The organism is Kitasatospora sp. CM 4170, from assembly GCF_032110285.1.
GTDB lineage: Bacteria > Actinomycetota > Actinomycetes > Streptomycetales > Streptomycetaceae > Kitasatospora > Kitasatospora aburaviensis.
Genome location: NZ_CP134877.1, coordinates 6,368,613 through 6,389,920 on the forward strand (window position 1 = coordinate 6,368,613; position 21,308 = coordinate 6,389,920).

Consider the following 21,308-nt stretch of genomic DNA (forward strand, 5'->3'; position numbering starts at 1 on the left):
CGCACCCGGCCGTCCCGCCACGGGACGGCCGGGTGCGGCGCATAGACTGCCGCTGACCGTCGACCGCCCCCACCCCCCCCAGGAGCAGCCACCGATGTCCGAGGCCCCCGAGAGCCCCGCCGCCTCCCGTCGCACCGTGCTCTGCGGTGCCGCCGCCGTCCTGGCCGCCGGAGGCACCGTCGCCCTGTCCGGCTGCGCCTCCGACAGCTCCTCCACCACGGCCAAGAGCTCGGCCCCCGCCGCGGCCAAGGAGCCGGTGGTGGTCGGCCCGGCCACGGACGTGCCGGTGGGCGGCGGCAAGGTCTACCGCGAGAAGAAGATCGTCGTCACCCAGCCGGCCGCGGGCCAGTACGAGGCCTTCAGCGCCGTCTGCACCCACGCCGGGTGCGTGGTCGACAAGGTCGAGGACCAGCTGATCAAGTGCCCGTGCCACGGCAGTTCGTTCAACATGTCCACCGGCGCCCGCGTCGAGGGTCCGGCCATCAAGCCGCTGCCCGAGTACCAGGTGGCCGTCGACGGCGGCAACCTCAAGGTGACCCCGGCCTGAGCGCTCGCGCCCACCCCGGCGTGAGCGCCCGCGCCCGCCCCGGCCTGAGCGCCCGCGCCCACCGCCGGGCCACCTCGGCACCCCGTCCCGCCGCCCCACCCCCGTCGGGGCGGCGAGACCTCCTGCACGGGCTGCACGGCTCCATCGTGCGGTGGCCGGGCCGTGCAGCGACAGGCTTTTCGGCCCAGGCTTAAAGCCCCTGCTGGACGGCGCACGGCCGGGGGCGCGAGACTTCCGGCAGCGGCGGAGGCATGGGAGGGACTTCGGTGCTGCGGATCCACTTCACGGCCGACGACCTGGCGCGGACGAGAACGGTCTCCACGGTCGGGGCGGCAGCCGAGACCGGCCACGCGCTGATCCTGCTGACCTGCCCGAACGTCCCGGCGGTCTTCCACCCCTGGCGCCAGAGCCTGCGCGGCCGGCTCGACGGACAGTTGAGCCACGAGGCGCGCCCGCTCGCCTCGCTGTTGCCGCGCAGTGGGCCGGGCCTCGACCTGATCGCCCTGACCGGCACCGAGCCGACCATCGAGTCCGGCGTCGACCGCCTGCTGAGCACCCCCGACGCCCTGCTGCGCCTGGAGTTGCAGCACCTGTCGCTGCCCCGGGCCGCCCCGGGGTGGCTGCGGGCCCTGGCGGACGGCGACCAGGAGGCCCGGCGCGTCCTCGCCGACTCGCTGGACGCCTGCTACCGCGCGGTGGTGCAGCCCCACTGGCAGCGGATGCGCGGGCAGTTGGACGCCGTCCGGGCCGACTGGGCGCGCACCGTGCTGGAGGGCGGCATCGAACGGCTGCTGGAGGCCGTCTCCCCGACGCTGGTCCGGTGGGAGGCCCCCGTGCTGAAGGTCCGCTTCCCCCGGGAGCTGGACGTCTGCCTGAACGGCCGCGGGCTGGTCCTGGTGCCGACGGTGTTCATGGTCGGCCATGCGGAACTGCTGACCGACCTCGCCGACGAGAGCGCACCGCCGATCCTGGCCGTCCCCGCCCTCGCCGATCCGCTCGCCGCGGCCGCGCTCTGGGGGGACGGGGAGCCCGATCACAAGCCCCTCGGCGCGCTGCTCGGCCGGACCAGGGCCGCCGCCCTGGGCGTCGTCGCGGAGGGCTGCAGCACCGGCGAACTGGCCCGCCGGCTCAACATCTCGCCCGCGGCGGCGAGCCAGCACGCGGGCGTCCTGCGCGAGGCGAACCTGATCACCACCCGGCGCCGCGGCGGCGCCGTCCTGCACTCGATCACCCCGCTCGGCACGGACCTGCTCAACCGGGGCGGCGGCCGGTGACCCCGCGCACCCCGGCCGCCGACCGGGCCACCGGCCGGGCCGCGGAGCGAGCCCCCGGCCGCGCTGCCGTCCGAGCCGCCGTCCGAGCCGCCCGAGCTGCGGACCGGCCCACGGGACGCCCCGCCGACTGGGTACGGTGGACCCATGGCTGACCCGTCCACCTACCGCCCGGCGCCCGGCGCGATCCCGACGTCGCCGGGGGTCTACAAGTTCCGCGACGCCCACGGGCGGGTCATCTACGTCGGCAAGGCCAAGAGCCTGCGCCCCCGGCTGTCGTCCTACTTCCAGGACCTCGCCGGGCTGCACCCGCGCACCGCGACGATGGTCACCACCGCGGCCTCGGTGGAGTGGACGGTGGTCGCCACCGAGGTCGAGGCGCTCCAGCTGGAGTACTCCTGGATCAAGGAGTTCGACCCCCGTTTCAACGTCAAGTACCGCGACGACAAGAGCTATCCGGAGCTCGCGGTCACCCTCAACGAGGAGTACCCGCGGGTCCAGGTCATGCGCGGGGCGCACAAGAAGGGCGTGCGCTACTTCGGCCCCTACGGCCACGCCTGGGCGATCCGCGAGACGGTCGACCTGCTGCTGCGCGTCTTCCCCGTCCGCACCTGCTCCAACGGCGTCTTCAAGCGCGCCCGCCAGGTCGGCCGGCCCTGCCTGCTCGGCTACATCGGCAAGTGCGCCGCGCCCTGCGTCGGCAAGGTGTCGGCGGACGAACACCGGGCGCTGGCCGAGGACTTCTGCGACTTCATGGCCGGCCGCACCGGCAACTACCTGCGCCGGCTGGAAGAGCAGATGCAGGAGGCCGCGGCGGAGATGGAGTACGAGAAGGCCGCCCGCCTGCGCGACGACATCGGGGCGCTCAAGCGCGCGATGGAGAAGAACGCGATCGTCCTTGCCGACGCCACCGACGCCGACCTGCTCGCGGTCGCCGAGGACGAACTGGAGGCGGCGGTCCAGATCTTCCACGTCCGCGGCGGCCGGGTCCGCGGCCAGCGCGGCTGGGTCACCGACAAGGTCGAGGACGTCGACACCGCCGGGCTGGTCGAGCACGCCCTGCAGCAGCTCTACGGCGGCGCCGGTGCGGAGGAACGGAGCGAGTCCGTCCCGCGCGAGGTGCTGGTGCCCGCGCTGCCCGAGCCGGCCGAGCCGGTCCGCGAGTGGCTGTCCGGCCTGCGGGGCAGCCAGGTCGACCTGCGCGTCCCGCAACGCGGCGACAAGAAGGACCTGATGGCCACCGTGCAGCGCAACGCCCAGCAGGCGCTGGCGCTGCACAAGACCAAGCGGGCCTCCGACCTCACCACCCGCAGCCGCGCCCTCCAGGAGATCGCCGACGCCCTGGAGCTGGACTCCGTCCCGCTGCGCATCGAGTGCTTCGACATCTCGCACCTCCAGGGCGAGGACGTGGTCGCCTCGATGGTGGTCTTCGAGGACGGCCTGGCCCGCAAGAGCGAGTACCGCCGGTTCCAGATCAAGGGCTTCGAGGGCCAGGACGACGTCCGCTCGATGCACGAGGTGATCAGCCGCCGGTTCCGCCGCTACCTGCAGGAGCGCGAGCAGACGGGGGAGTGGGCCGTCCCCGAGGCCGACGACCCGGTCGGCCCGGACGACCGGCCCGACCCGAACAGCGCCGGGGCCCAGGCGGTCCCCGGGCCGCCGGCTGCCCTCGGCGCACCGCTGGCCCCCGGGGCCACCGACGGCGCCGAGGCCCCGGCCGGCCCGATCGACCCCGACACCGGCCGCCCGCGCCGCTTCGCCTACCCGCCGCAGCTGCTGGTCGTCGACGGCGGGCAGCCGCAGGTCGCCGCCGCCAGGCGCGCCCTGGACGAGCTGGGCATCGACGACGTCGCCCTCTGCGGCCTGGCCAAGCGCCTGGAGGAGGTCTGGCTGCCCGGCGAGGACGACCCGGTGGTCCTGCCGCGCAGCAGCGAGGGCCTCTACCTGCTCCAGCGGGTCCGCGACGAGGCCCACCGGTTCGCGATCACCTACCAGCGCAACAAGCGTTCCAAGCGACTCACCGCCGGGGAACTGGACTCCGTCCCCGGCCTCGGCGAGACTCGCCGCCAGGCACTGCTCAAGCACTTCGGCTCGCTGAAGAAGCTCCGGGCGGCCACTGTCGACGAACTCTGCGCCGTCCCCGGCATCGGACGCCGGACGGCGGAGACTGTTGCGGCAGCGTTGTCGTCCCGTACACCCGCGGCACCCGCAGTGAACACCGCCACCGGCGAGATCATCGATGACAGCGTGGACGCGGCCGGCCCGGCCGGCGACACCGTGGCCGACGCAGCGCCCCAGACCGCACCATCCCAGGAGACGCCATGACGGCCGACGCCGCCCGTCAGCCGGCGCGTCCCGAGCCCACTCGCCCGAGTGAGCCGGGGAAGCGTGCCCGCGCGACGCGCGTTCTCCTCAGCAGAACCACCGAGAGCGGGGAACCGAAGTGAGCATGTCCGACGATGGGGGCACCCGGCCGATGGCCGGCGAGGAGAACGCCCCGGAGCTGGTGATCATCTCCGGAATGTCCGGAGCCGGCCGGTCCACCGCCGCCAAGTGCCTGGAGGACCTGGGCTGGTTCGTGGTGGACAACCTGCCGCCGGCCCTGATCCCGACCATGGTGGACCTCGGCGCCCGCTCCCAGGGCAACGTGGCCCGGATCGGCGTCGTGGTGGACGTCCGCGGCCGGCAGTTCTTCGACGACCTGCTCACCTCCCTGGACGAGCTGGAGAAGCGCGGCGTCCGGCTGCGCGTCGTCTTCCTGGACTCCTCCGACGACGCCCTGGTCCGCCGCTTCGAGAACGTCCGCCGCCCGCACCCGCTGCAGGCCGACGGCCGGATCGTCGACGGCATCGCCCAGGAGCGCGACCTGCTGCGCGAGCTGCGCGGCGAGGCCGACCTGGTGATCGACACCTCCAACCTCAACGTGCACCAGCTGCGGGCCAAGCTCGACGCCCAGTTCGCCGACCACGACGAGCCCGAGCTGCGCGCCACCGTGATGTCCTTCGGCTTCAAGTACGGTCTTCCGGTCGACGCCGACCTCGTGGTGGACTGTCGCTTCCTGCCGAACCCGCACTGGGTCCCCGAGCTGCGGGCCCGTACCGGCACCGACGCCGACGTCGCCGACTACGTGTTCCAGCAGCCCGGGGCCAACGAGTTCCTCGACGGCTACGCGGAGCTGCTGCGCATCGTCGCCGAGGGGTACCGCCGCGAGGGGAAGCGCTACATGACGCTTGCCGTAGGCTGCACCGGTGGCAAACACCGCAGCGTCGCGATGTCCGAGCGCCTGACCAAGCGCCTCATCGCCGACGGTGTGGAAACGGTGCTGGTCCACCGTGACATGGGACGGGAGTAGCCGCCGCACCCCTGCCGGGCCGCCGGTGGAGGCCGGCGGCCGGCAAGTTGGAACGCGAGGTGGGTGTGACGGGATACGTGCCCGGGCGGCAGCTGCAGAACAGGACCGCCGACCGGACGGGGGTCCCGCCGCGAGCCGCGGCGCCCGGCCGGGCGCGCACCGGGCCGGTCCGCACCAGCCAGAGCCGTGCCAGCCAGGCACCCCGCACCAACCAGGCCCCCCGGATCACCGCCCTCGGCGGCGGCCAGGGCCTGTCCGCCTCGCTCTCCGCGCTGCGCCGGCTCACCAGCGACCTCACCGCGGTCGTCACGGTGGCCGACGACGGCGGCTCCAGCGGCCGGCTGCGCGCGGAACTCGGCGTGCTGCCCCCGGGCGACCTGCGCAAGGCGCTGGCAGCGCTCTGCGGTGACGACGACTGGGGCCGGACGTGGTCCGAGGTGATCCAGCAGCGCTTCACCGGCTCCGGCGACCTCGGCGGCCACGCCGTCGGCAACCTCCTGATCGTCGCGCTCTGGGAGAAGCTGGGCGACCCGGTCGCCGCGCTGGACTGGGTGGGGCGGCTGCTCAACGTCCAGGGCCGGGTGCTGCCGATGTCGGCGGTCCCGCTGGACATCGAGGCGGTCGTCCGGGGCCACGACCCGGCCAGCCCCGCCGAGCTGTCCCGCGTCCGCGGCCAGGCCAGCGTCGCGGTGACGCCCGGCACCGTGCAGTCGATCCGGCTGCTGCCGGACGAGCCGCCGGCCGTCCCGGAGGCCGTCACCGCCGTCCGCGAGGCGGACTGGGTGGTGCTCGGCCCGGGCTCCTGGTTCACCAGCGTGCTGCCGCACCTGCTGGTGCCCGAGCTGGCCAAGGCGCTCACCGAGACCCGCGCCCGCCGCCTGCTCACCCTGAACCTCGCCCCCCAGCCCGGCGAGACGGAGGGCTTCACCCCGCAGCGCCACCTGGAGGTCATCGCCGACCACGCCCCGGACCTCGCGGTGGATGCGATCCTGGTGGACGAGCGCGCCGTCTCGGGCGGCGCCTTCGGCCAGGCGGACCTGGCCGGTCTGGAGAAGGCCGCGGAGCGGATGGGCGCCGCTCTGGTGCTCGGCCGGGTCGCCCGCGCGGACGGGACGCCGCGACACGACCCGGAGCTCTTGGCCGCCGCGTACGACCGGATTTTCCGGACACATGGAAGGATCGGGCCATGGCGATGACTCCAGCGGTGAAGGACGAAATCAGCCGGCTCCCGGTCACCCGGGCGTGCTGCCGCAAGGCGGAGGTGTCGGCGATCCTGCGATTCGCGGGCGGGCTGCACATCGTGAGCGGCCGCATCGTGATCGAGGCGGAGCTCGACACCGGCGCGGCGGCCCGGCGCCTGCGCAAGGACCTCCTGGAGATCTTCGGGCACTCCTCGGACCTGGTCGTGATGGCCCCCGGCGGCCTGCGCCGCGGCAGCCGCTACGTGGTCCGGGTGGTCAAGGACGGCGAGCTCCTGGCCCGCCAGACCGGTCTGGTCGACGGCCGCGGCCGACCGATCCGAGGCCTTCCCCCGGCCGTCGTCTCCGGGGCGACCTGCGACGCCGAGGCGGCCTGGCGCGGAGCCTTCCTGGCCCACGGCTCGCTCACCGAGCCCGGCCGCTCGTCCTCCCTGGAGATCACCTGCCCCGGCTCCGAGGCCGCGCTGGCGCTGGTCGGCGCCGCCCGCCGGCTGGGCATCCCGGCCAAGGCCCGCGAGGTGCGCGGCGTGGACCGGGTGGTGATCCGCGACGGCGACGCCATCGGCGCGCTGCTGACCCGGCTCGGCGCCCACGAGTCGGTGCTGGCCTGGGAGGAGCGCCGGATGCGGCGCGAGGTCCGCGCCACCGCCAACCGCCTGGCCAACTTCGACGACGCCAACCTGCGCCGCTCGGCCCGTGCCGCGGTGGCGGCCGGCGCCCGGGTGCAGCGCGCGCTGGAGATCCTCGGCGACGAGGTGCCCGAGCACCTGGCCGCCGCCGGCCAGCTGCGGATGCAGCACAAGCAGGCCTCGCTGGAGGAGCTGGGCGCGCTGGCCGACCCGCCGCTCACCAAGGACGCGGTCGCCGGCCGGATCCGCCGCCTGCTGGCGATGGCCGACAAGCGCGCCTCCGAGCTGGGACTGCCCAGCACCGAGGCCAATCTGACCGACGAGATGGCGCTCAACTGACGCCCGCGCGCAGTCGCGGCGAACGGCCGGTGTCCCGGGTCTCCGGGGCACCGGCCGTTCCGTGTCCGAACCGTGGGACGGCGCGGTCCGCGCGCGGCCGCGCGGCGCGCGCCCCAACTTTCAAAGCGGACAAGGGTGGACGACCTGGTCACATCCTCTTGACACGCCACGCCCGGGCGGCGTACCGGGCGTGATGTGCCCAACCAGGCTTTGGAGGGGTAGGGTCGGAGGCGGTCGGGGACATCCCAAAATTCCACCCCGTCGGCTTAGCTCCGGCGTACCTAACGAGGAGATCGGTTCGTGACGATCCGGGTAGGCATCAACGGATTCGGCCGCATCGGCCGCAACTTCTTCCGAGCGGTGAAGTCCCAGGGCGCGGACATCGAGATCGTCGGTGTCAACGACCTCACCGACACGAAGACCCTGGCGCACCTTCTCAAGTACGACTCGATCCTGGGCACCTTCCCGGGCGAGGTGTCCCACACCGCGGACAGCATCACCGTCGACGGCAAGACCTTCAAGGTCGTCGCCGAGCGCGACCCGGCGAACCTGCCCTGGGGCGAGCTCGGTGCCGACGTCGTCATCGAGTCCACCGGCATCTTCACCAAGGCCGAGGCGGCCAGGAAGCACGTCGCCGCCGGCGCCAAGAAGGTCATCATCTCGGCGCCCGCCACCGACGAGGACATCACCATCGTCATGGGCGTCAACGACGACAAGTACGACCCCGCCCAGCACACGATCATCTCCAACGCGTCCTGCACCACCAACTGCGTGGCGCCGCTGGCCAAGGTGCTGAACGAGAGCTTCGGCATCGTCAAGGGTCTGATGACCACGGTGCACGCGTACACCAACGACCAGGTCACCCTGGACTTCCCGCACAAGGACCTGCGGCGCGCCCGTGCCGCGGCCCTCAACATCATCCCGACGTCGACCGGTGCCGCCAAGGCGACCGCGCTGGTGCTGCCGGAGCTCAAGGGCAAGCTGGACGGCACCTCGCTGCGCGTCCCGGTGCCGACCGGCTCGATCACCGACCTGGTCGTGACCCTGGAGCGCGACGTCACCGTCGCCGAGGTCAACGAGGCCTTCAAGAAGGCCTCGGAGAGCTCGCTCAACGGCATCCTGCAGTACACCGAGGACCCGATCGTCTCCTCCGACATCGTCAACTCGCCGTTCTCCACGATCTTCGACTCGCTGCTGACCATGGCCCAGGGCAACCAGGTCAAGATCTTCGGCTGGTACGACAACGAGTGGGGCTACTCGAACCGCCTCGTCAACCTGACCGCCCTCGTCGGCGGCCGGCTTTGACGCAGCGGGAGCTGAAGTGAAGTAAGGGGGAGGGCCCGGAAGGCTTCGACGCCATCCGGGCCCTCGTCTGCGCACCCTCAACTCCCCCTTGACGGCCCGCCGTTGTGCCGTCGCCTGCTCCACCATCTCGCCAGGAGACCGAAGACCGTGAAGACCATCGAAGACCTCGACGTCGCCGGAAAGCGCGTGTTCGTGCGCGCTGACCTGAACGTGCCGCTGTCCGGCGGGACGATCACCGACGACGGCCGGATCCGCGCTGTCGCCCCGACCATCGCCAAGCTCCTGGAGCGCGGCGCCAAGGTCGTGGTCGCCTCCCACCTCGGCCGCCCCAAGGGTGAGCCGGACCCGCAGTTCTCCCTCGCCCCGGTCGCCGTCCGGCTGGGCGAGATCCTCGGCAGGCCGGTCGCGTTCGCGGCCGACACCGTGGGCGAGAGCGCGAAGGCCACCGTCGCCGCCCTGGCCGACGGCGAGGTCACGCTGCTCGAGAACCTGCGCTTCAACGCCGGCGAGACCAGCAAGGACGACGCCGAGCGCGGCGCGTTCGCGGACGAGCTCGCCGGGCTGGCCGACCTGTACGTGGGCGACGGCTTCGGTGCGGTGCACCGCAAGCACGCCTCGGTCTACGACCTGCCGGCCCGCCTGCCGCACGCCGTCGGCGACCTGATCGCCACCGAGGTGGGCGTGCTCAAGCGCCTCACCGAGGAGGTCGAGCGCCCGTACGTGGTCGTGCTCGGCGGCTCCAAGGTGTCCGACAAGGTCGGCGTGATCGACAACCTGCTCGGCAAGGCCGACCGCATCCTGATCGGCGGCGGCATGGCGTACACCTTCCTGTACGCGCTGGGCCACGAGGTCGGCATCTCGCTGCTGCAGAAGGACCAGGTCCCCACCGTCCTGGAGTACCTGGAGCGGGGCAAGCAGAACAACGTCGAGTTCGTCCTCCCGGTGGACGTCGCGGTCTCCGCGAGCTTCCCGGACACCAAGACGCACGCCCCGGTCGAGGACTTCGAGATCGTCGACGCGGACGGGATCCCGGCCGACAAGGAGGGCCTGGACATCGGCCCGAAGACCCGGGCCCTGTTCGCCGAGAAGCTGGCCGACGCGAAGACGGTGTTCTGGAACGGCCCGGTGGGCGTCTTCGAGCACCCCACCTTCGCCGAGGGCACCAAGGCCGTCGCGCAGGCCCTGCTCGACAGCGACGCGTTCACCGTGGTCGGCGGCGGCGACTCCGCCGCGGCCGTCCGCATCCTGGGCTTCGACGAGGAGAAGTTCGGGCACATCTCGACCGGCGGTGGCGCGAGCCTCGAGTACCTGGAGGGCAAGACGCTCCCCGGTCTCGCCGCCCTGGAAGGCTGAAGCAATGACTGAGCGTCTCCCGCTGATGGCGGGCAACTGGAAGATGAACCTCAACCACCTTGAGGCCATCCAGCACACCCAGAAGCTGGCCTTCGCGCTGGCCGACAAGGACTACGAGTCGGTCGAGGTGGCGGTGCTGGTGCCGTTCACCGACCTCCGCTCGGTGCAGACCCTGGTCGACGGCGACAAGCTGAAGATCAAGTACGGCTCGCAGGACATCTCGCAGCACGACTCCGGTGCCTACACCGGCGAGGTCTCCGGCCCGATGCTGTCCAAGCTGAAGTGCACCTACGCGGTGATCGGCCACTCGGAGCGCCGCCAGTACCACGGCGAGAACGAGGAGATCGTCAACGCCAAGGTGAAGGCCGCCTTCCGCAGCGGGATCGTCCCGATCCTCTGCATCGGCGAGCCGCTGGACGTCCGCAAGGCCGGCACCCACGTCGAGCACACCCTGGCCCAGCTCGACGGCGCCCTCCAGGACGTCCCGGCCGACCGGGCCGAGACCCTGGTGGTGGCCTACGAGCCGGTCTGGGCGATCGGCACCGGCGAGGTGGCGACCCCCGAGGACGCGCAGGAGGTCTGCGCGGCGATCCGTGCGCGGCTCGCCGAGCTCTACAGCGCCGAGCTGGCCGACAAGGTCCGGGTGCTCTACGGCGGTTCGGTCAAGTCCTCCAGCGCGGCCGGCCTGATGGCCAAGCCCGACGTCGACGGCGGCCTGATCGGCGGTGCCTCCCTGGACGCCGAGGAGTTCGTCAAGATCGTGCGCTACCGTGAGCAGGCAGTAGGCTAACGCCGCCGCAGCAACGTAGGCTTTGGGGCCGGACCGCCAATCGCGGGCCCGGCCCCTTCGCCGAAGATACGAGAGAGTTGGTCCCGTCGTGGTTATCGGGTTCTCGATTGCCCTGATCATCTTCAGCCTGCTGATGATCCTCCTGGTGCTGCTGCACAAGGGGAAGGGCGGCGGCCTGTCCGACATGTTCGGCGGCGGTGCGATGTCCACCGGTGGCGGTTCGGCGGTGGCCGAGCGCAACCTGGACCGCATCACCATCGTGATCGGTGTTGCCTGGTTCGCCTGCATCATCGTGCTCGGCCTGGTGCTGAAGTACAAGAGCTGACGTATCTCTGACGCCCCGTCGCCCCGCGGCCTATGCTGGAACGGTCCGGGGCGGAGCCGGTGGGTCGCACATCCTTAACTCCTGCTTACACTAGGACGACTTTCGCCACCGACGCGCACCGCGGCGGGTCGGCGCACCAGCACGCAGGGAGTCAGACCGTGGCAAGTGGCAACGCCATCCGTGGCAGCAGGGTCGGAGCCGGCCCGATGGGGGAGGCGGAGCGCGGCGAGTCCGCCCCGCGCAACCGGATCTCCTTCTGGTGTGCCAACAAGCACGAGACCCGCCCCAGCTTCGCCGCCGAAGCGGTCATCCCGGACACCTGGGACTGCCCGCGCTGCGGCTTCCCGGCCGGCCAGGACGAGCACAACCCGCCCGCCCCCTCGCGCAACGAGCCGTACAAGACCCACCTGGCCTACGTCCGCGAGCGGCGCACCGACGCGGACGGCGAGGCGATCCTCGCCGAGGCGCTGGCCAAGCTGCGCGGCGAGATCTGAGCCCTGTCCGGCGAGTGACGAGCAACGGCGAAGGGCGCCACCGTCTTCCGACGGTGGCGCCCTTCGGTGTCTCCGGGCCCGGGGCCGGTCAGGCCGAGGCCGGCGGGTAGAGCTGGGGCGGGATGCGGTCCGCCGCGGCCCGGTCCAGCAGCCACAGGGTGCGGGCCCGCCCGTACGCGCCCGAGGCGGGCGCCTGCAGCGCGCCGGGGCCGGACAGGGCGAGCGCCACGGCGTCCGCCTTGTCCTCGCCCGCCGCCAGCAGCCAGACCTCGCGGGCCGCCCGGATCGCCGGGAGGGTCAGCGAGACCCGGGTCGGCGGGGGCTTCGGTGCGCCCCGCACCCCGACCACCGTCAGCTCGGTCTCCCGGACGCCCGGGTGCTCGGGGAAGAGCGAGGCGACATGGGTGTCCGGGCCGACGCCGAGCAGCAGCACGTCGAAGGCCGGGACGCCGATCCGGTCGCCCGGCCCGGCCGCCGCGGCCAGCTCCTCGGCGTAACGGGCGGCGGCCGCCTCCACGTCCGAGCCGTCCACGCCGTCCGAGGCGGGCATCTCGTGCACCCGCGCCGGGTCGAGCGGGACGGCGTCGAGCAGCTCCGCCCGGGCCTGGACGGCGTTGCGCTCCGGGTCGCCGGAGGGCACGAAGCGCTCGTCGCCCCACCAGAGGTCCAGCCGGCCCCAGTCGACCGCGTCCCGCGCCGGGGAGGCGGCGATCGCGGCCAGCAGCGCGTTGCCGTTGCGCCCGCCGGTGAGCACCACCGAGGCGGTGCCGCGGGCGGCCTGGGCGTCCACGATCCGGGTGATCAGCCGGGCCGCGGCCGCCTGGGCCATCAGCTCCTTGTCCCGGTGGACGACCAGCTGGGGGGTGGCGGCGGTCATGCGCCCTCCCCGTGCGGCCGGCCGGCGGCGGACCGCCGGGGCGACCGCGCGACGGTGAACCCGTTGCGCCGGTTCACGAGTCGCTCTTCCGGGTCGTCCGCCTGCCCGCCGTCTTCGCCGGGCTCTTGGCCGCGCCGTCCTCGGCCGCCGCGGGCTCGGCCGCGTCGGTCCCGGCCGCCGGCAGCTTGGCGGTCACCCGCACCGGGTTGGCCACCGCGGCCTCGGAGACGGCCGGTACGGCCTTCTCGGCCGCCGCGATCTCGGTGGGGGTGGGCTCGCGCAGGCGGTCCACGGGCGTGCGCACGGCCGCCGCGTAGATGTCGTCCGGGTCGAGCCGGCGCAGTTCCTCCGCGATCAGCTCGGAGGTCTCGCGCCGCTTGAGCGCCACCTGGCGGTCCGGCGAGCCGGGCATGGAGAGCGTGCCCATCAGGCCGTCCGGGCGGTCCAGGGTGATGTCCCCGTCCTTGGTGCGCAGGTGCACCGCGGTGATGCCCGGGCCACCGGTGACGACCCGGTCGACCGGCACGTGCAGCCGGTTGTGCAGCCAGAGGCCGAGCAGCTCGACGCTGGGGTTGTACGACTCGCCCTCGACCACCGCGGAGACGATCGTGGAGGGCCGCTGGTCCAGCGCGGCGGCCAGCATCGAGCGCCAGCCGGTGATCCGGGTCCAGGCCAGGTCGGTGTCGCCCGGGGTGTAGCTCTCGGCCCGCTGGGCGAGCTGTCCGACCGGGGACTCGGCGGTGACGGCGTCGGTGATCCGGCGCTGGGCGATCGAGCCCAGCGGGTCCTGGGCCGGGTGCAGCGGCGCGTTGTCGGGCCACCAGACCACCACCGGGGCGTCCGGCAGGAGCAGCGGCAGGACGACCGACTGCGCGTGCGAGGCGAGCTCGCCGTGCATGCGCAGGATGACCGTCTCGCCGGAGCCGGCGTCGGAGCCGACCAGGACCTCGGCGTCCAGGCGGGTCTCGGCGCGGGCCCGGGGCGAGCGCCCGGCGCGCTTGATGACCGCCAGGGTGCGCGACGGGTGCTCGCGGGAGGCGTCGTTGGCGGCCTTGAGGGCGTCGTACGCGCTGCCCTCGTCGGTCACGATCACCAGGGTGAGCACCATGCCGGCCGCGGTGGAGCCGCCGGCCCGGCGCGCTGCCATCAGGGCGGCGTTGATCTTGCCGGACGTGGTGTCCGTGAGGTCGATCTTCATGGCCGGCGCCAGCTCCTGCCGTCTCGTGCGAGCATCTCGTCCGCCTCGACGGGGCCCCAGGTCCCCGCCGCGTACTGGGCGGGCTTGCCGTGGGCGTCCCAGTACTCCTCGATCGGGTCGAGGATCTGCCAGGAGAGCTCGACCTCCTGGTGGCGCGGGAACAGGTTGGCGTCGCCGAGCAGCACGTCGAGGATGAGCCGCTCGTACGCCTCCGGGCTGGACTCGGTGAAGGACTCGCCGTAGGCGAAGTCCATCGTGACGTCCCGGACCTCGAAGGAGGTGCCCGGCACCTTGGACCCGAACCGCACCGTCACGCCCTCGTCCGGCTGCACCCGGATGACCAGGGCGTTCTGGCCCAGCTCCTCGGTCGCGTAGGAGTCGAACGGCAGGTACGGCGCGCGCTGGAAGACCACCGCGATCTCGGTGACCCGGCGGCCCAGCCGCTTGCCGGTGCGCAGGTAGAACGGCACGCCCGCCCAGCGGCGGTTGTTGATCTCCAGCTTGATGGCGGCGTAGGTGTCGGTCTTGGAGTCCGGGTTGATGCCGTCCTCGTCGAGGTAGCCGACGACCTCCTCGCCGCCCTGCCATCCGGACGCGTACTGGCCGCGCACGGTGTGCTTGCCGAGGTCGGCCGGGAGCTTGACGGCGCTGAGCACCTTGAGCTTCTCGGCCACCAGCGCCTTCGGGTGGAAGGACGCCGGCTCCTCGATGGCGGTGAGCGCCATCAGCTGCAGCAGGTGGTTCTGGATGACGTCGCGGGCGGAGCCGATGCCGTCGTAGTAGCCGGCGCGGCCGCCGATGCCGATGTCCTCGGCCATGGTGATCTGCACGTGGTCGACGTACGACCGGTTCCAGATCGGCTCGAACATCTGGTTGGCGAAGCGGAGGGCCAGGATGTTCTGGACCGTCTCCTTGCCCAGGTAGTGGTCGATCCGGAAGACCTCGTCCCGGGGGAAGACCTCGTGGACGATCCGGTTCAGCTCCTGGGCGCTCTCCAGGTTGTGGCCGAAGGGCTTCTCGATGACGGCGCGGCGCCAGGAGCCCTGCGGCGGGTCGGCCAGGCCGTGCTTCTTCAGCTGCTGGACGACGGTGGGGAAGAACTTCGGCGGGACGGACAGGTAGAAGGCGAAGTTGCCGCTGGTGCCCTGCGCCTTGTCGAGCTCCTCGATGGTCTCGCGGAGCTTGTCGAAGGCGTCGTCGTCGCCGAAGTCGCCCTGGACGAAGCGCATGCCCTTGGCGAGCTGCTGCCAGACCTCCTCGCGGAACGGGGTCCGCGCGTGGTCCTTGACCGCGTCGTGGACCTCCTTCGCGAAGTCCTCGTCCTCCCACTCGCGGCGGGCGAAGCCGACGAGCGAGAAGCCCGGCGGCAGCAGGCCGCGGTTGGCCAGGTCGTAGATGGCGGGCATCAGCTTCTTGCGGGACAGGTCGCCGGTGACCCCGAAGATGACCAGGCCGGACGGCCCCGCGATGCGCGGGAGCCGCCGGTCTGCCGGGTCACGAAGCGGGTTGACGGGGGTCGGCAGGGGGTTGTCCGCGTCCGAGTCCGACGTCAACTCAGGGAAATCATTGCTCACTTGATGTGCTCCGCTTTCGTGCGCTGGCTGTGAGCAGGAATCACTTCTCGGCGGCGAAGGAGGCCAGCGAGGCGGTGACGGTGTCGAGCAGCTCGTTCCAGGACTGCTCGAACTTCTCGACGCCCTCGTCCTCCAGGACCTGGACCACGTCGTCGTAGTCCACGCCGGCGGCCGCGATCGCGTCCATGACGGCCTTGGCGTCCGCGTAGTTCGGGACGATGGTGCCGCCGGTGACGACACCGTGGTCGCCGGTGGCGTCCAGGGTGGCCTCGGGCATGGTGTTGACGGTGCCCGGGGCGACCAGCTCGGTGACGTACAGGGTGTCCGGCAGGGCCGGGTCCTTGACGCCGGTGGAGGCCCAGAGCGGGCGCTGCGGCTTGGCGCCGGCGGCCTCCAGGGCCTTCCAGCGGTCGCTGCCGGCGGTCTTGCCGTCGACGGTCCCGAAGACCTCCTCGTACGCCTGGTAGGCGAGGCGGGCGTTGGCCAGGGCCGCCTTGGAGCGCAGGTCCTTCGCGTCGCCGCCGACCTTGTCCAGGCGCTTGTCGATCTCGGTGTCCACGCGGGAGACGAAGAACGAGGCGACCGACTCGATCTGGGAGAGGTCCAGGCCCTTGGCCTTGGCGGCCTCCAGACCGGTCAGGTAGGCGTCCATGACGGCCTTGTAGCGGTCGAGCGAGAAGATCAGCGTGACGTTGACGCTGATGCCCTTGCCGATGACCTCGCCGATCGCGGGCAGGCCGGCCTTGGTGGCGGGGATCTTGATGAACACGTTCGGGCGGTCCACCAGCCACCACAGCTGCTTGGCCTCGGCCACGGTGGCCGCGGTCTCGTGGGCCAGACGGGGGTCGACCTCGATGGAGACCCGGCCGTCGCGGCCGTTGGAGGCGTCGTAGACCGGGCGCAGCACGTCGGCGGCGTCGCGCACGTCCGAGGTGGTGATCATGCGGACGGCCTCGTCCGTGGTGACCTTGCGGACGGCGAGGTCGCGCAGCTGCCCGTCGTAGGAGCTGTCGCCGCTGCCGGCGATGGCCTTCTGGAAGATGGTCGGGTTGGTGGTGACACCGACCACGTGCTTGTTCTGCACCAGCTCGGCCAGGTTGCCGGTGTTCAGTCGCTTGCGGCTGAGGTCGTCCAGCCAGATCGCCACGCCTTCGTCGCTGAGGCGCTTCAGTGCGTCAGTCATGGTGCTTCAGTCCTTATTTCTTCTGTTCTTCGTGGGGTAGATCAGAGGGCCGCGCGCCCGCTGTGCGGGCGAGCGCGCGGCCGTGGGCCCGCGGGGGCCGGGGCGACCGCTAGCGGTTGACGGCTTCCAGCGAGCGCAGCGCGTTGTGGGCCTCGGCGACGACGCGCTCGGCGGTCAGGCCGAACTCCTCGAACAGCACCTTGTAGTCGGCGGAGGCACCGAAGTGCTCCAGCGAGACGATCCGGCCGTGGTCGCCGACCAGCTCGCGCCAGCCCTGGGCGATGCCGGCCTCGACCGAGACGCGGGCCTTGACCGACGGCGGCAGCACGCTGTCGCGGTAGGCCTGGTCCTGCTCCTGGAACCACTCGAAGGACGGCATCGAGACCACGCGGACCGCCACGCCCTCGGCCTCCAGCACCTCGCGGGCCTTGACGGCCAGCTGGACCTCGGAGCCGGTGCCGATCAGGATCACCTGCGGGTCGCCGTTGGAGGCCTCGGCCAGGATGTAGCCGCCCTTCGCGGTGCCCTCGGCGGAGCCGAACACCTCGCGGTCGAAGGTCGGGACGTTCTGGCGGGTGAGCGCCAGGCCGACCGGGCCGGGGTGGCTGGTCTGCCGCTCGATGACCGTGCGCCAGGCGACGGCCGTCTCGTTGGCGTCGGCCGGGCGGACCATGGCGAGGCCCGGGATGGCGCGCAGCGAGGCCAGGTGCTCGACCGGCTGGTGGGTCGGGCCGTCCTCGCCGAGGCCGATCGAGTCGTGCGTCCAGACGTAGGTGACCGGCAGCTTCATCAGCGCGGCCAGGCGGACGGCCGGGCGCATGTAGTCGGCGAAGACCAGGAAGGTGCCGCCGAACACGCGGGTCCGGCCGTGCAGCGCGATGCCGTTCATGGTCGAGCCCATGGCGTGCTCGCGGATGCCGAAGTGGATCGTCCGGCCGTACGGGCTGGCGCTCTTCAGCGGGTTGCCCCCGGGCAGGAAGGAGCTGTCCTCGTCGATCGTGGTGAGGTTGGACTCCGCGAGGTCGGCCGAGCCGCCCCACAGCTCCGGGATCACCGCGCCGATCGCCTTGAGGGTCTCGCCGGACGCCTTGCGGGTGGCGACCTCCTTACCGGCCTCGAAGACCGGGACGGTCTTCTTCCATCCCTCGGGCAGCTCGCCCGCCTGGATGCGGTCGAACTCGGAGGCGCGGTGCGGGTGGGCCGCACGCCAGGCCTCGAAGGTCTGCTGCCACGCGTCGCGGGCGGCCTTGCCGCGCTTGATCACCTGGCGGGCGTGCTCGATCACCTTGTCGCTGACCTCGAAGGTCTTCTCCGGGTCGAAGCCCAGGACCTTCTTGGTGGCGGCGATCTCGGCGGCGCCGAGCGCGGAGCCGTGGGCCTTGGCGGTGTTCTGGGCGTCCGGGGCCGGCCAGGCGATGATCGTGCGCATAGCGATCATCGACGGGCGGGAGGTCTCGGCCTTGGCGGCGGCCAGCGCGTCGGCCAGCGCGGCGACGTCGATGTCGCCGTTGGGCTTCGGCGTCACCCGCTGGACGTGCCAGCCGTAGGCCTCGTAGCGCTTGAGGACGTCCTCGGAGAAGGCGGTCTCGGTGTCGCCCTCGATCGAGATGTGGTTGTCGTCGTACAGGGCGACCAGGTTGCCCAGCTTCTGGTGGCCGGCCAGCGAGGAGGCCTCGGCGGAGATGCCCTCCTCCAGGTCGCCGTCGGAGACGATGGCCCAGATGGTGTGGTCGAACGGGGACTCGCCGGCCGGGGCGTCCGGGTCGAAGAGGCCGCGCTCGTAGCGGGCGGCCATCGCCATGCCCACGGCGTTGGCGATGCCCTGGCCGAGCGGACCGGTGGTGGTCTCGACGCCCGCGGTGTGGCCGTGCTCGGGGTGGCCGGGGGTGCGGCTGCCGGCGACCCGGAAGGCCTTGAGGTCGTCCAGCTCCAGGCCGTAGCCGGAGAAGTAGAGCTGGGTGTAGAGGGTCAGGCTGGTGTGCCCGGGAGAGAGGACGAACCGGTCGCGGCCGGCCCAGGACGGGTCGGTCGGGTCGTGGCGCAGGAAGCGCTGGAAGATCAGGTACGCGGCCGGGGCCAGCGACATGGCCGTCCCGGGGTGCCCGTTGCCGACCTTCTGGACCGCGTCCATCGCCAGGACGCGCGCCGTGTCCACGGTCCGCTCGTCCAGTTCGGACCACTCAAATGCATTCGTCGGCGTCGTGCTCACCCTGTCTCAGGGCTCCTTCCGTATTGAAGAGTGACCCCGTGAGGGGGACCGGGTCGGCCACGTCGCTGGGGCCTGACGTTTGGGTGGTGCCGGTCACGGAGGGTAGATCCCGCTTCTCGGTGTGAGCCTACCGCCCGGGCCGAGGCTCACCCTCCGTGCTGAGAGAACGGTGATTTCGGTATGGCGATTCCCACGAGAGCCCTGTGGGCTGGTTTGTCCCAGGCTCTCCTGTTTTCGTGGCCTCCGCCTGCCCGAGGACCGGGACGGGGGACCGGTGCCGCACGGAACCAGCTTCGTCTGTTCACCCAGGGGTGTGCGTTACGCCTCGCCGGGGGACCCCGGAGCCGGTGGGGAGATATGGAGCGTCTAAGGTGGCGTGGTACGCGCAGAGCGGACGATTCGGGAACTTCGTTCCGGAGGACGCCTGCGAAGGTTCATCTTCAGTTGGGGTGTTAGTGACCGCCGTCGAATCCCGTCCCGCCGGGGTCACCGGGGCGACGCCTGCGCACCGGCCGTTCGGGGCCCGTGTCGGCGCATTCGTCGCACTGACCAAGCCTCGGATCATCGAGCTGCTGCTGATCACCACCGTACCGGTGATGTTCCTGGCGCAGCGCGGTGTTCCGGATCCGCTTCTGGTGCTGAAGGTGGTCATCGGCGGCTACCTCTCGGCGGGCGGCGCCAACGCCCTCAACATGTACATCGACCGGGACATCGACGCGGTCATGTCGCGCACCGAGCGGCGTCCCCTCGTCACCGGCATGGTCTCGCCGCGCGAGGCGCTGGTCTTCGGCATCACGCTGGCGGTCGGCTCGACGCTCTGGCTGGCCGCGCTGGTCAACCCGCTGTCGTCGCTGCTGGCGCTCTCGGCACTGCTCTTCTACGTCTTCGTCTACACGCTGGGCCTGAAGCGGCGCACCGCGCAGAACATCGTCTGGGGCGGCATCGCCGGCTGCATGCCGGTCTTCGTCGGCTGGGCGGCGGTCACCAACTCGGTGTCCTGGTCGGCGCTGGTGCTCTTCCTCGTCATCTTCTTCTGGACGCCGCCGCACTACTGGCCGCTGTCGATGAAGGTGCGCGAGGACTACGAGCGGGCCGGCGTCCCGATGCTCCCGGTGATCAAGGGCAACCTGGCGGTCGCCAAGCAGATCGTCGCCTACTCGTGGGTGATGGTGGCCGTCTCGCTGGCGCTCTGGCCGCTGGCGGAGACCAGCTGGCTGTACCCGGTCTCCGCGGTGGTGCTGGGCGGGGCCTGGCTGAAGGAGGCGCACGGGCTGTACGCCCGGGCCAAGGCCGGGATCGTCGGCGCCAAGCTGAAGGAGATGCGGCTGTTCCACTGGTCGATCACCTACCTGACGCTGCTCTTCGTGGTGATCGCGATCGACCCGTTCGTGAAGTAGCCCCGTTTGTGGAGTAGTCCCGTTCGTCAGGAGGGCCCCGGTCTGCGGACCGGGGCCCTTCGGCGTTCTGCGGCCCGGGGGTCCGGCGCGCGGCGCTCCTCAGCGGGGCGGGAGTTCGGACGGGCCGACGTGGCCGTCCAGCCAGTCCTTGAGCGGCTGGGAGTCGCGCAGGAAGGCGGTGATCCGCTGGTAGGCCGTCCGGGTGCCGAGCCACTTCGCCGGCGGCCACTCCTGCCAGGCGATCAGCCCCTTGTGGCGGAGCAGTTCGATCCGGGGGTGGTCCTTCGGGTAGCCGCGCGGGGCGGACTTCAGGCTGTCCCGGCCGACCACCTGCGGGCCGGCCGCGCGGACGGCGTCGATCACCCGCTCCAGCTCGGCGCCGGTGACGTCCTCGGCGACGGCCGCCCGGTAGCGGTCCAGCTGGTCGGGGGCGAGCTGGTAGAGCCCGTTGCCGCAGGCCAGACCGTCGGCGGAGAGCTGCACGTAGCCGCCGGCCGTGAGGTGGGCGCCGATGTGCGTCTTGTACGGGGACTTGTCGGCGCTGAACCGGACGTCGCGGTTGGGGCGGAAGATCTTCCCCGGCCCGAACTCCGGCTCCAGCTCGGCCAGCAGCCGCTCCATCGGCTCGCGGACGGCCTGTTCGTACTGCTCCTTGTGGGACTGCCAGAAGGTCCTGGAGTTGTCGGCCTCAAGGTGTTCGTAGAAGTCGAGGGCCTCGGCGGGCCAGCCTTGGAAGGTCACGCCACCAGTATGTGGCCCGGTGCACAGCCCGCTCCCGTCGCCAGCGCCGCTACCGATGGGTAGCATGCGGGCATGAGCAGCGCAGAGACCGCCACCCCCGCCGCGCCGGACGCCCGCGCCGAGCGCCGCGCCAAGCGCATCGCCAAGAACCTCACCAGCTTCGCCAAGCAGCACGGCGGCAGCGCCGACGGCGTCGTCGAGTACATCGGCGGCGTCGCCACCCGGATCGTCGTGGTCGGCGCGGACGGCGCCTGGGGCGACCAGGTCGCGCCGAGCTACGCGGTCGGCCGCCGGGCCGCCGAGCTGGCCGGGATCACCCTGCACGACGACTTCGAGGGCGAGCTGGCCCTCAAGGTGAAGACCGGCCAGTACGAGTGGAAGCGCATGGCCGGCATCCAGATCGGCGGTTGACCGTCCGACCGGGACCGGTCGCACGAACGCCGCAGGGCCCCCGGTCGAGGTGACCGGGGGCCCTGCTTCGTGCGCTCGGCTCGCTCGGGCCGGGCGGGGATCAGGCCGCTGCGG

At 72.1% G+C, this 21,308-nt stretch carries 19 protein-coding genes; 13 read left to right on the top strand and 6 right to left on the bottom strand.

The window, feature by feature from the left end:
* The first annotated feature begins 94 nt into the window (after nt 1-94).
* From RMN57_RS27120 to RMN57_RS27170, 11 genes are all read left to right on the top strand, one after another.
* On the top strand, nt 95-547 hold the full coding sequence (locus RMN57_RS27120; protein WP_313765911.1) for a Rieske (2Fe-2S) protein: 453 nt from the start codon (nt 95-97) through the stop codon (nt 545-547).
* 251 nt (nt 548-798) lie between these two features.
* Nucleotides 799-1,821 carry a DUF5937 family protein gene (locus tag RMN57_RS27125; RefSeq protein WP_313765912.1) on the top strand — a complete coding sequence of 341 codons (1,023 nt, stop codon included), beginning with the start codon at nt 799-801 and terminating at the stop codon, nt 1,819-1,821.
* A gap of 144 nt (nt 1,822-1,965) precedes the next feature.
* Complete coding sequence (gene uvrC / locus RMN57_RS27130; protein WP_313765913.1) at nt 1,966-4,143, top strand: excinuclease ABC subunit UvrC; 2,178 nt, start codon at nt 1,966-1,968, stop codon at nt 4,141-4,143.
* A 124-nt stretch (nt 4,144-4,267) separates the two neighbouring features.
* Nucleotides 4,268-5,170: an RNase adapter RapZ gene (gene rapZ, locus RMN57_RS27135; RefSeq protein ID WP_238863106.1), complete on the top strand. Its 903-nt coding sequence runs from the start codon at nt 4,268-4,270 to the stop codon at nt 5,168-5,170.
* A gap of 77 nt (nt 5,171-5,247) precedes the next feature.
* Complete coding sequence (yvcK, locus tag RMN57_RS27140; protein WP_380234806.1) at nt 5,248-6,366, top strand: uridine diphosphate-N-acetylglucosamine-binding protein YvcK; 1,119 nt, start codon at nt 5,248-5,250, stop codon at nt 6,364-6,366.
* Entirely contained in the window at nt 6,357-7,337 is a 981-nt protein-coding gene (gene whiA / locus RMN57_RS27145) for a DNA-binding protein WhiA (protein WP_209411690.1), read from the top strand. The genes yvcK and whiA overlap by 10 nt, the downstream gene beginning before the upstream one ends.
* Nucleotides 7,338-7,637: 300 nt before the next feature.
* Complete coding sequence (gap, locus tag RMN57_RS27150; protein WP_313765914.1) at nt 7,638-8,642, top strand: type I glyceraldehyde-3-phosphate dehydrogenase; 1,005 nt, start codon at nt 7,638-7,640, stop codon at nt 8,640-8,642.
* 147 nt (nt 8,643-8,789) lie between these two features.
* Entirely contained in the window at nt 8,790-9,995 is a 1,206-nt protein-coding gene (locus RMN57_RS27155; RefSeq protein ID WP_313765915.1) for a phosphoglycerate kinase, read from the top strand.
* Between the two features lie 4 nt (nt 9,996-9,999).
* A complete protein-coding gene (gene tpiA / locus RMN57_RS27160; RefSeq protein ID WP_313765916.1) occupies nt 10,000-10,785 on the top strand; it encodes a triose-phosphate isomerase in 786 nt (261 codons plus the stop codon).
* 88 nt (nt 10,786-10,873) lie between these two features.
* Nucleotides 10,874-11,110 (top strand): preprotein translocase subunit SecG, encoded by a 237-nt coding sequence (gene secG, locus RMN57_RS27165; RefSeq protein ID WP_313765917.1) that lies wholly within the window; start codon nt 10,874-10,876, stop codon nt 11,108-11,110.
* Nucleotides 11,111-11,316: 206 nt separating this feature from the next.
* A complete protein-coding gene (locus tag RMN57_RS27170) occupies nt 11,317-11,604 on the top strand; it encodes an RNA polymerase-binding protein RbpA (RefSeq protein WP_030308030.1) in 288 nt (95 codons plus the stop codon).
* Nucleotides 11,605-11,692: 88 nt separating this feature from the next.
* Here the strand turns inward: RMN57_RS27170 and pgl are convergent, their stop codons facing one another.
* From pgl to tkt, 5 genes are all read right to left on the bottom strand, one after another.
* Entirely contained in the window at nt 11,693-12,481 is a 789-nt protein-coding gene (pgl, locus tag RMN57_RS27175) for a 6-phosphogluconolactonase (protein ID WP_313765918.1), read from the bottom strand.
* 73 nt (nt 12,482-12,554) lie between these two features.
* Nucleotides 12,555-13,679 (bottom strand): glucose-6-phosphate dehydrogenase assembly protein OpcA, encoded by a 1,125-nt coding sequence (gene opcA, locus RMN57_RS27180; protein WP_313765919.1) that lies wholly within the window; start codon nt 13,677-13,679, stop codon nt 12,555-12,557.
* Nucleotides 13,676-15,202, bottom strand: coding sequence for a glucose-6-phosphate dehydrogenase (gene zwf / locus RMN57_RS27185; RefSeq protein ID WP_313767981.1), 1,527 nt, complete (start codon nt 15,200-15,202; stop codon nt 13,676-13,678). The genes opcA and zwf overlap by 4 nt, the downstream gene beginning before the upstream one ends.
* A gap of 91 nt (nt 15,203-15,293) precedes the next feature.
* A complete protein-coding gene (gene tal, locus RMN57_RS27190) occupies nt 15,294-16,436 on the bottom strand; it encodes a transaldolase (protein WP_313765920.1) in 1,143 nt (380 codons plus the stop codon).
* A gap of 109 nt (nt 16,437-16,545) precedes the next feature.
* Nucleotides 16,546-18,645 (bottom strand): transketolase, encoded by a 2,100-nt coding sequence (gene tkt / locus RMN57_RS27195; RefSeq protein WP_313765921.1) that lies wholly within the window; start codon nt 18,643-18,645, stop codon nt 16,546-16,548.
* A 455-nt stretch (nt 18,646-19,100) separates the two neighbouring features.
* Between tkt and RMN57_RS27200 the strand changes: the two genes are divergently transcribed.
* A complete protein-coding gene (locus tag RMN57_RS27200; protein WP_313765922.1) occupies nt 19,101-20,042 on the top strand; it encodes a heme o synthase in 942 nt (313 codons plus the stop codon).
* A gap of 99 nt (nt 20,043-20,141) precedes the next feature.
* Here the strand turns inward: RMN57_RS27200 and RMN57_RS27205 are convergent, their stop codons facing one another.
* Nucleotides 20,142-20,783, bottom strand: a complete 642-nt coding sequence (locus RMN57_RS27205) for a DUF2461 domain-containing protein (protein ID WP_313765923.1) — start codon at nt 20,781-20,783, stop codon at nt 20,142-20,144.
* A 72-nt stretch (nt 20,784-20,855) separates the two neighbouring features.
* Here RMN57_RS27205 and RMN57_RS27210 point away from each other — a divergent pair, with 72 nt between their 5' ends.
* Entirely contained in the window at nt 20,856-21,194 is a 339-nt protein-coding gene (locus tag RMN57_RS27210) for a hypothetical protein (protein WP_313765924.1), read from the top strand.
* Nucleotides 21,195-21,308 lie beyond the last annotated feature (114 nt).

Bases quoted from the DNA above. Each gene is read 5' to 3' on its own strand.
- RMN57_RS27120 (WP_313765911.1), top strand. From the start codon at position 95: ATGTCCGAGGCCCCCGAGAGCCCCGCCGCCTCCCGTCGCACCGTGCTC.
- RMN57_RS27125 (WP_313765912.1), top strand. From the start codon at position 799: ATGGGAGGGACTTCGGTGCTGCGGATCCACTTCACGGCCGACGACCTG.
- uvrC (WP_313765913.1), top strand. From the start codon at position 1,966: ATGGCTGACCCGTCCACCTACCGCCCGGCGCCCGGCGCGATCCCGACG.
- rapZ (WP_238863106.1), top strand. From the start codon at position 4,268: ATGTCCGACGATGGGGGCACCCGGCCGATGGCCGGCGAGGAGAACGCC.
- whiA (WP_209411690.1), top strand. From the start codon at position 6,357: ATGGCGATGACTCCAGCGGTGAAGGACGAAATCAGCCGGCTCCCGGTC.
- tpiA (WP_313765916.1), top strand. From the start codon at position 10,000: ATGACTGAGCGTCTCCCGCTGATGGCGGGCAACTGGAAGATGAACCTC.
- RMN57_RS27170 (WP_030308030.1), top strand. From the start codon at position 11,317: ATGGGGGAGGCGGAGCGCGGCGAGTCCGCCCCGCGCAACCGGATCTCC.
- pgl (WP_313765918.1), bottom strand. From the start codon at position 12,481: ATGACCGCCGCCACCCCCCAGCTGGTCGTCCACCGGGACAAGGAGCTG.
- opcA (WP_313765919.1), bottom strand. From the start codon at position 13,679: ATGAAGATCGACCTCACGGACACCACGTCCGGCAAGATCAACGCCGCC.
- tal (WP_313765920.1), bottom strand. From the start codon at position 16,436: ATGACTGACGCACTGAAGCGCCTCAGCGACGAAGGCGTGGCGATCTGG.
- RMN57_RS27210 (WP_313765924.1), top strand. From the start codon at position 20,856: ATGAGCAGCGCAGAGACCGCCACCCCCGCCGCGCCGGACGCCCGCGCC.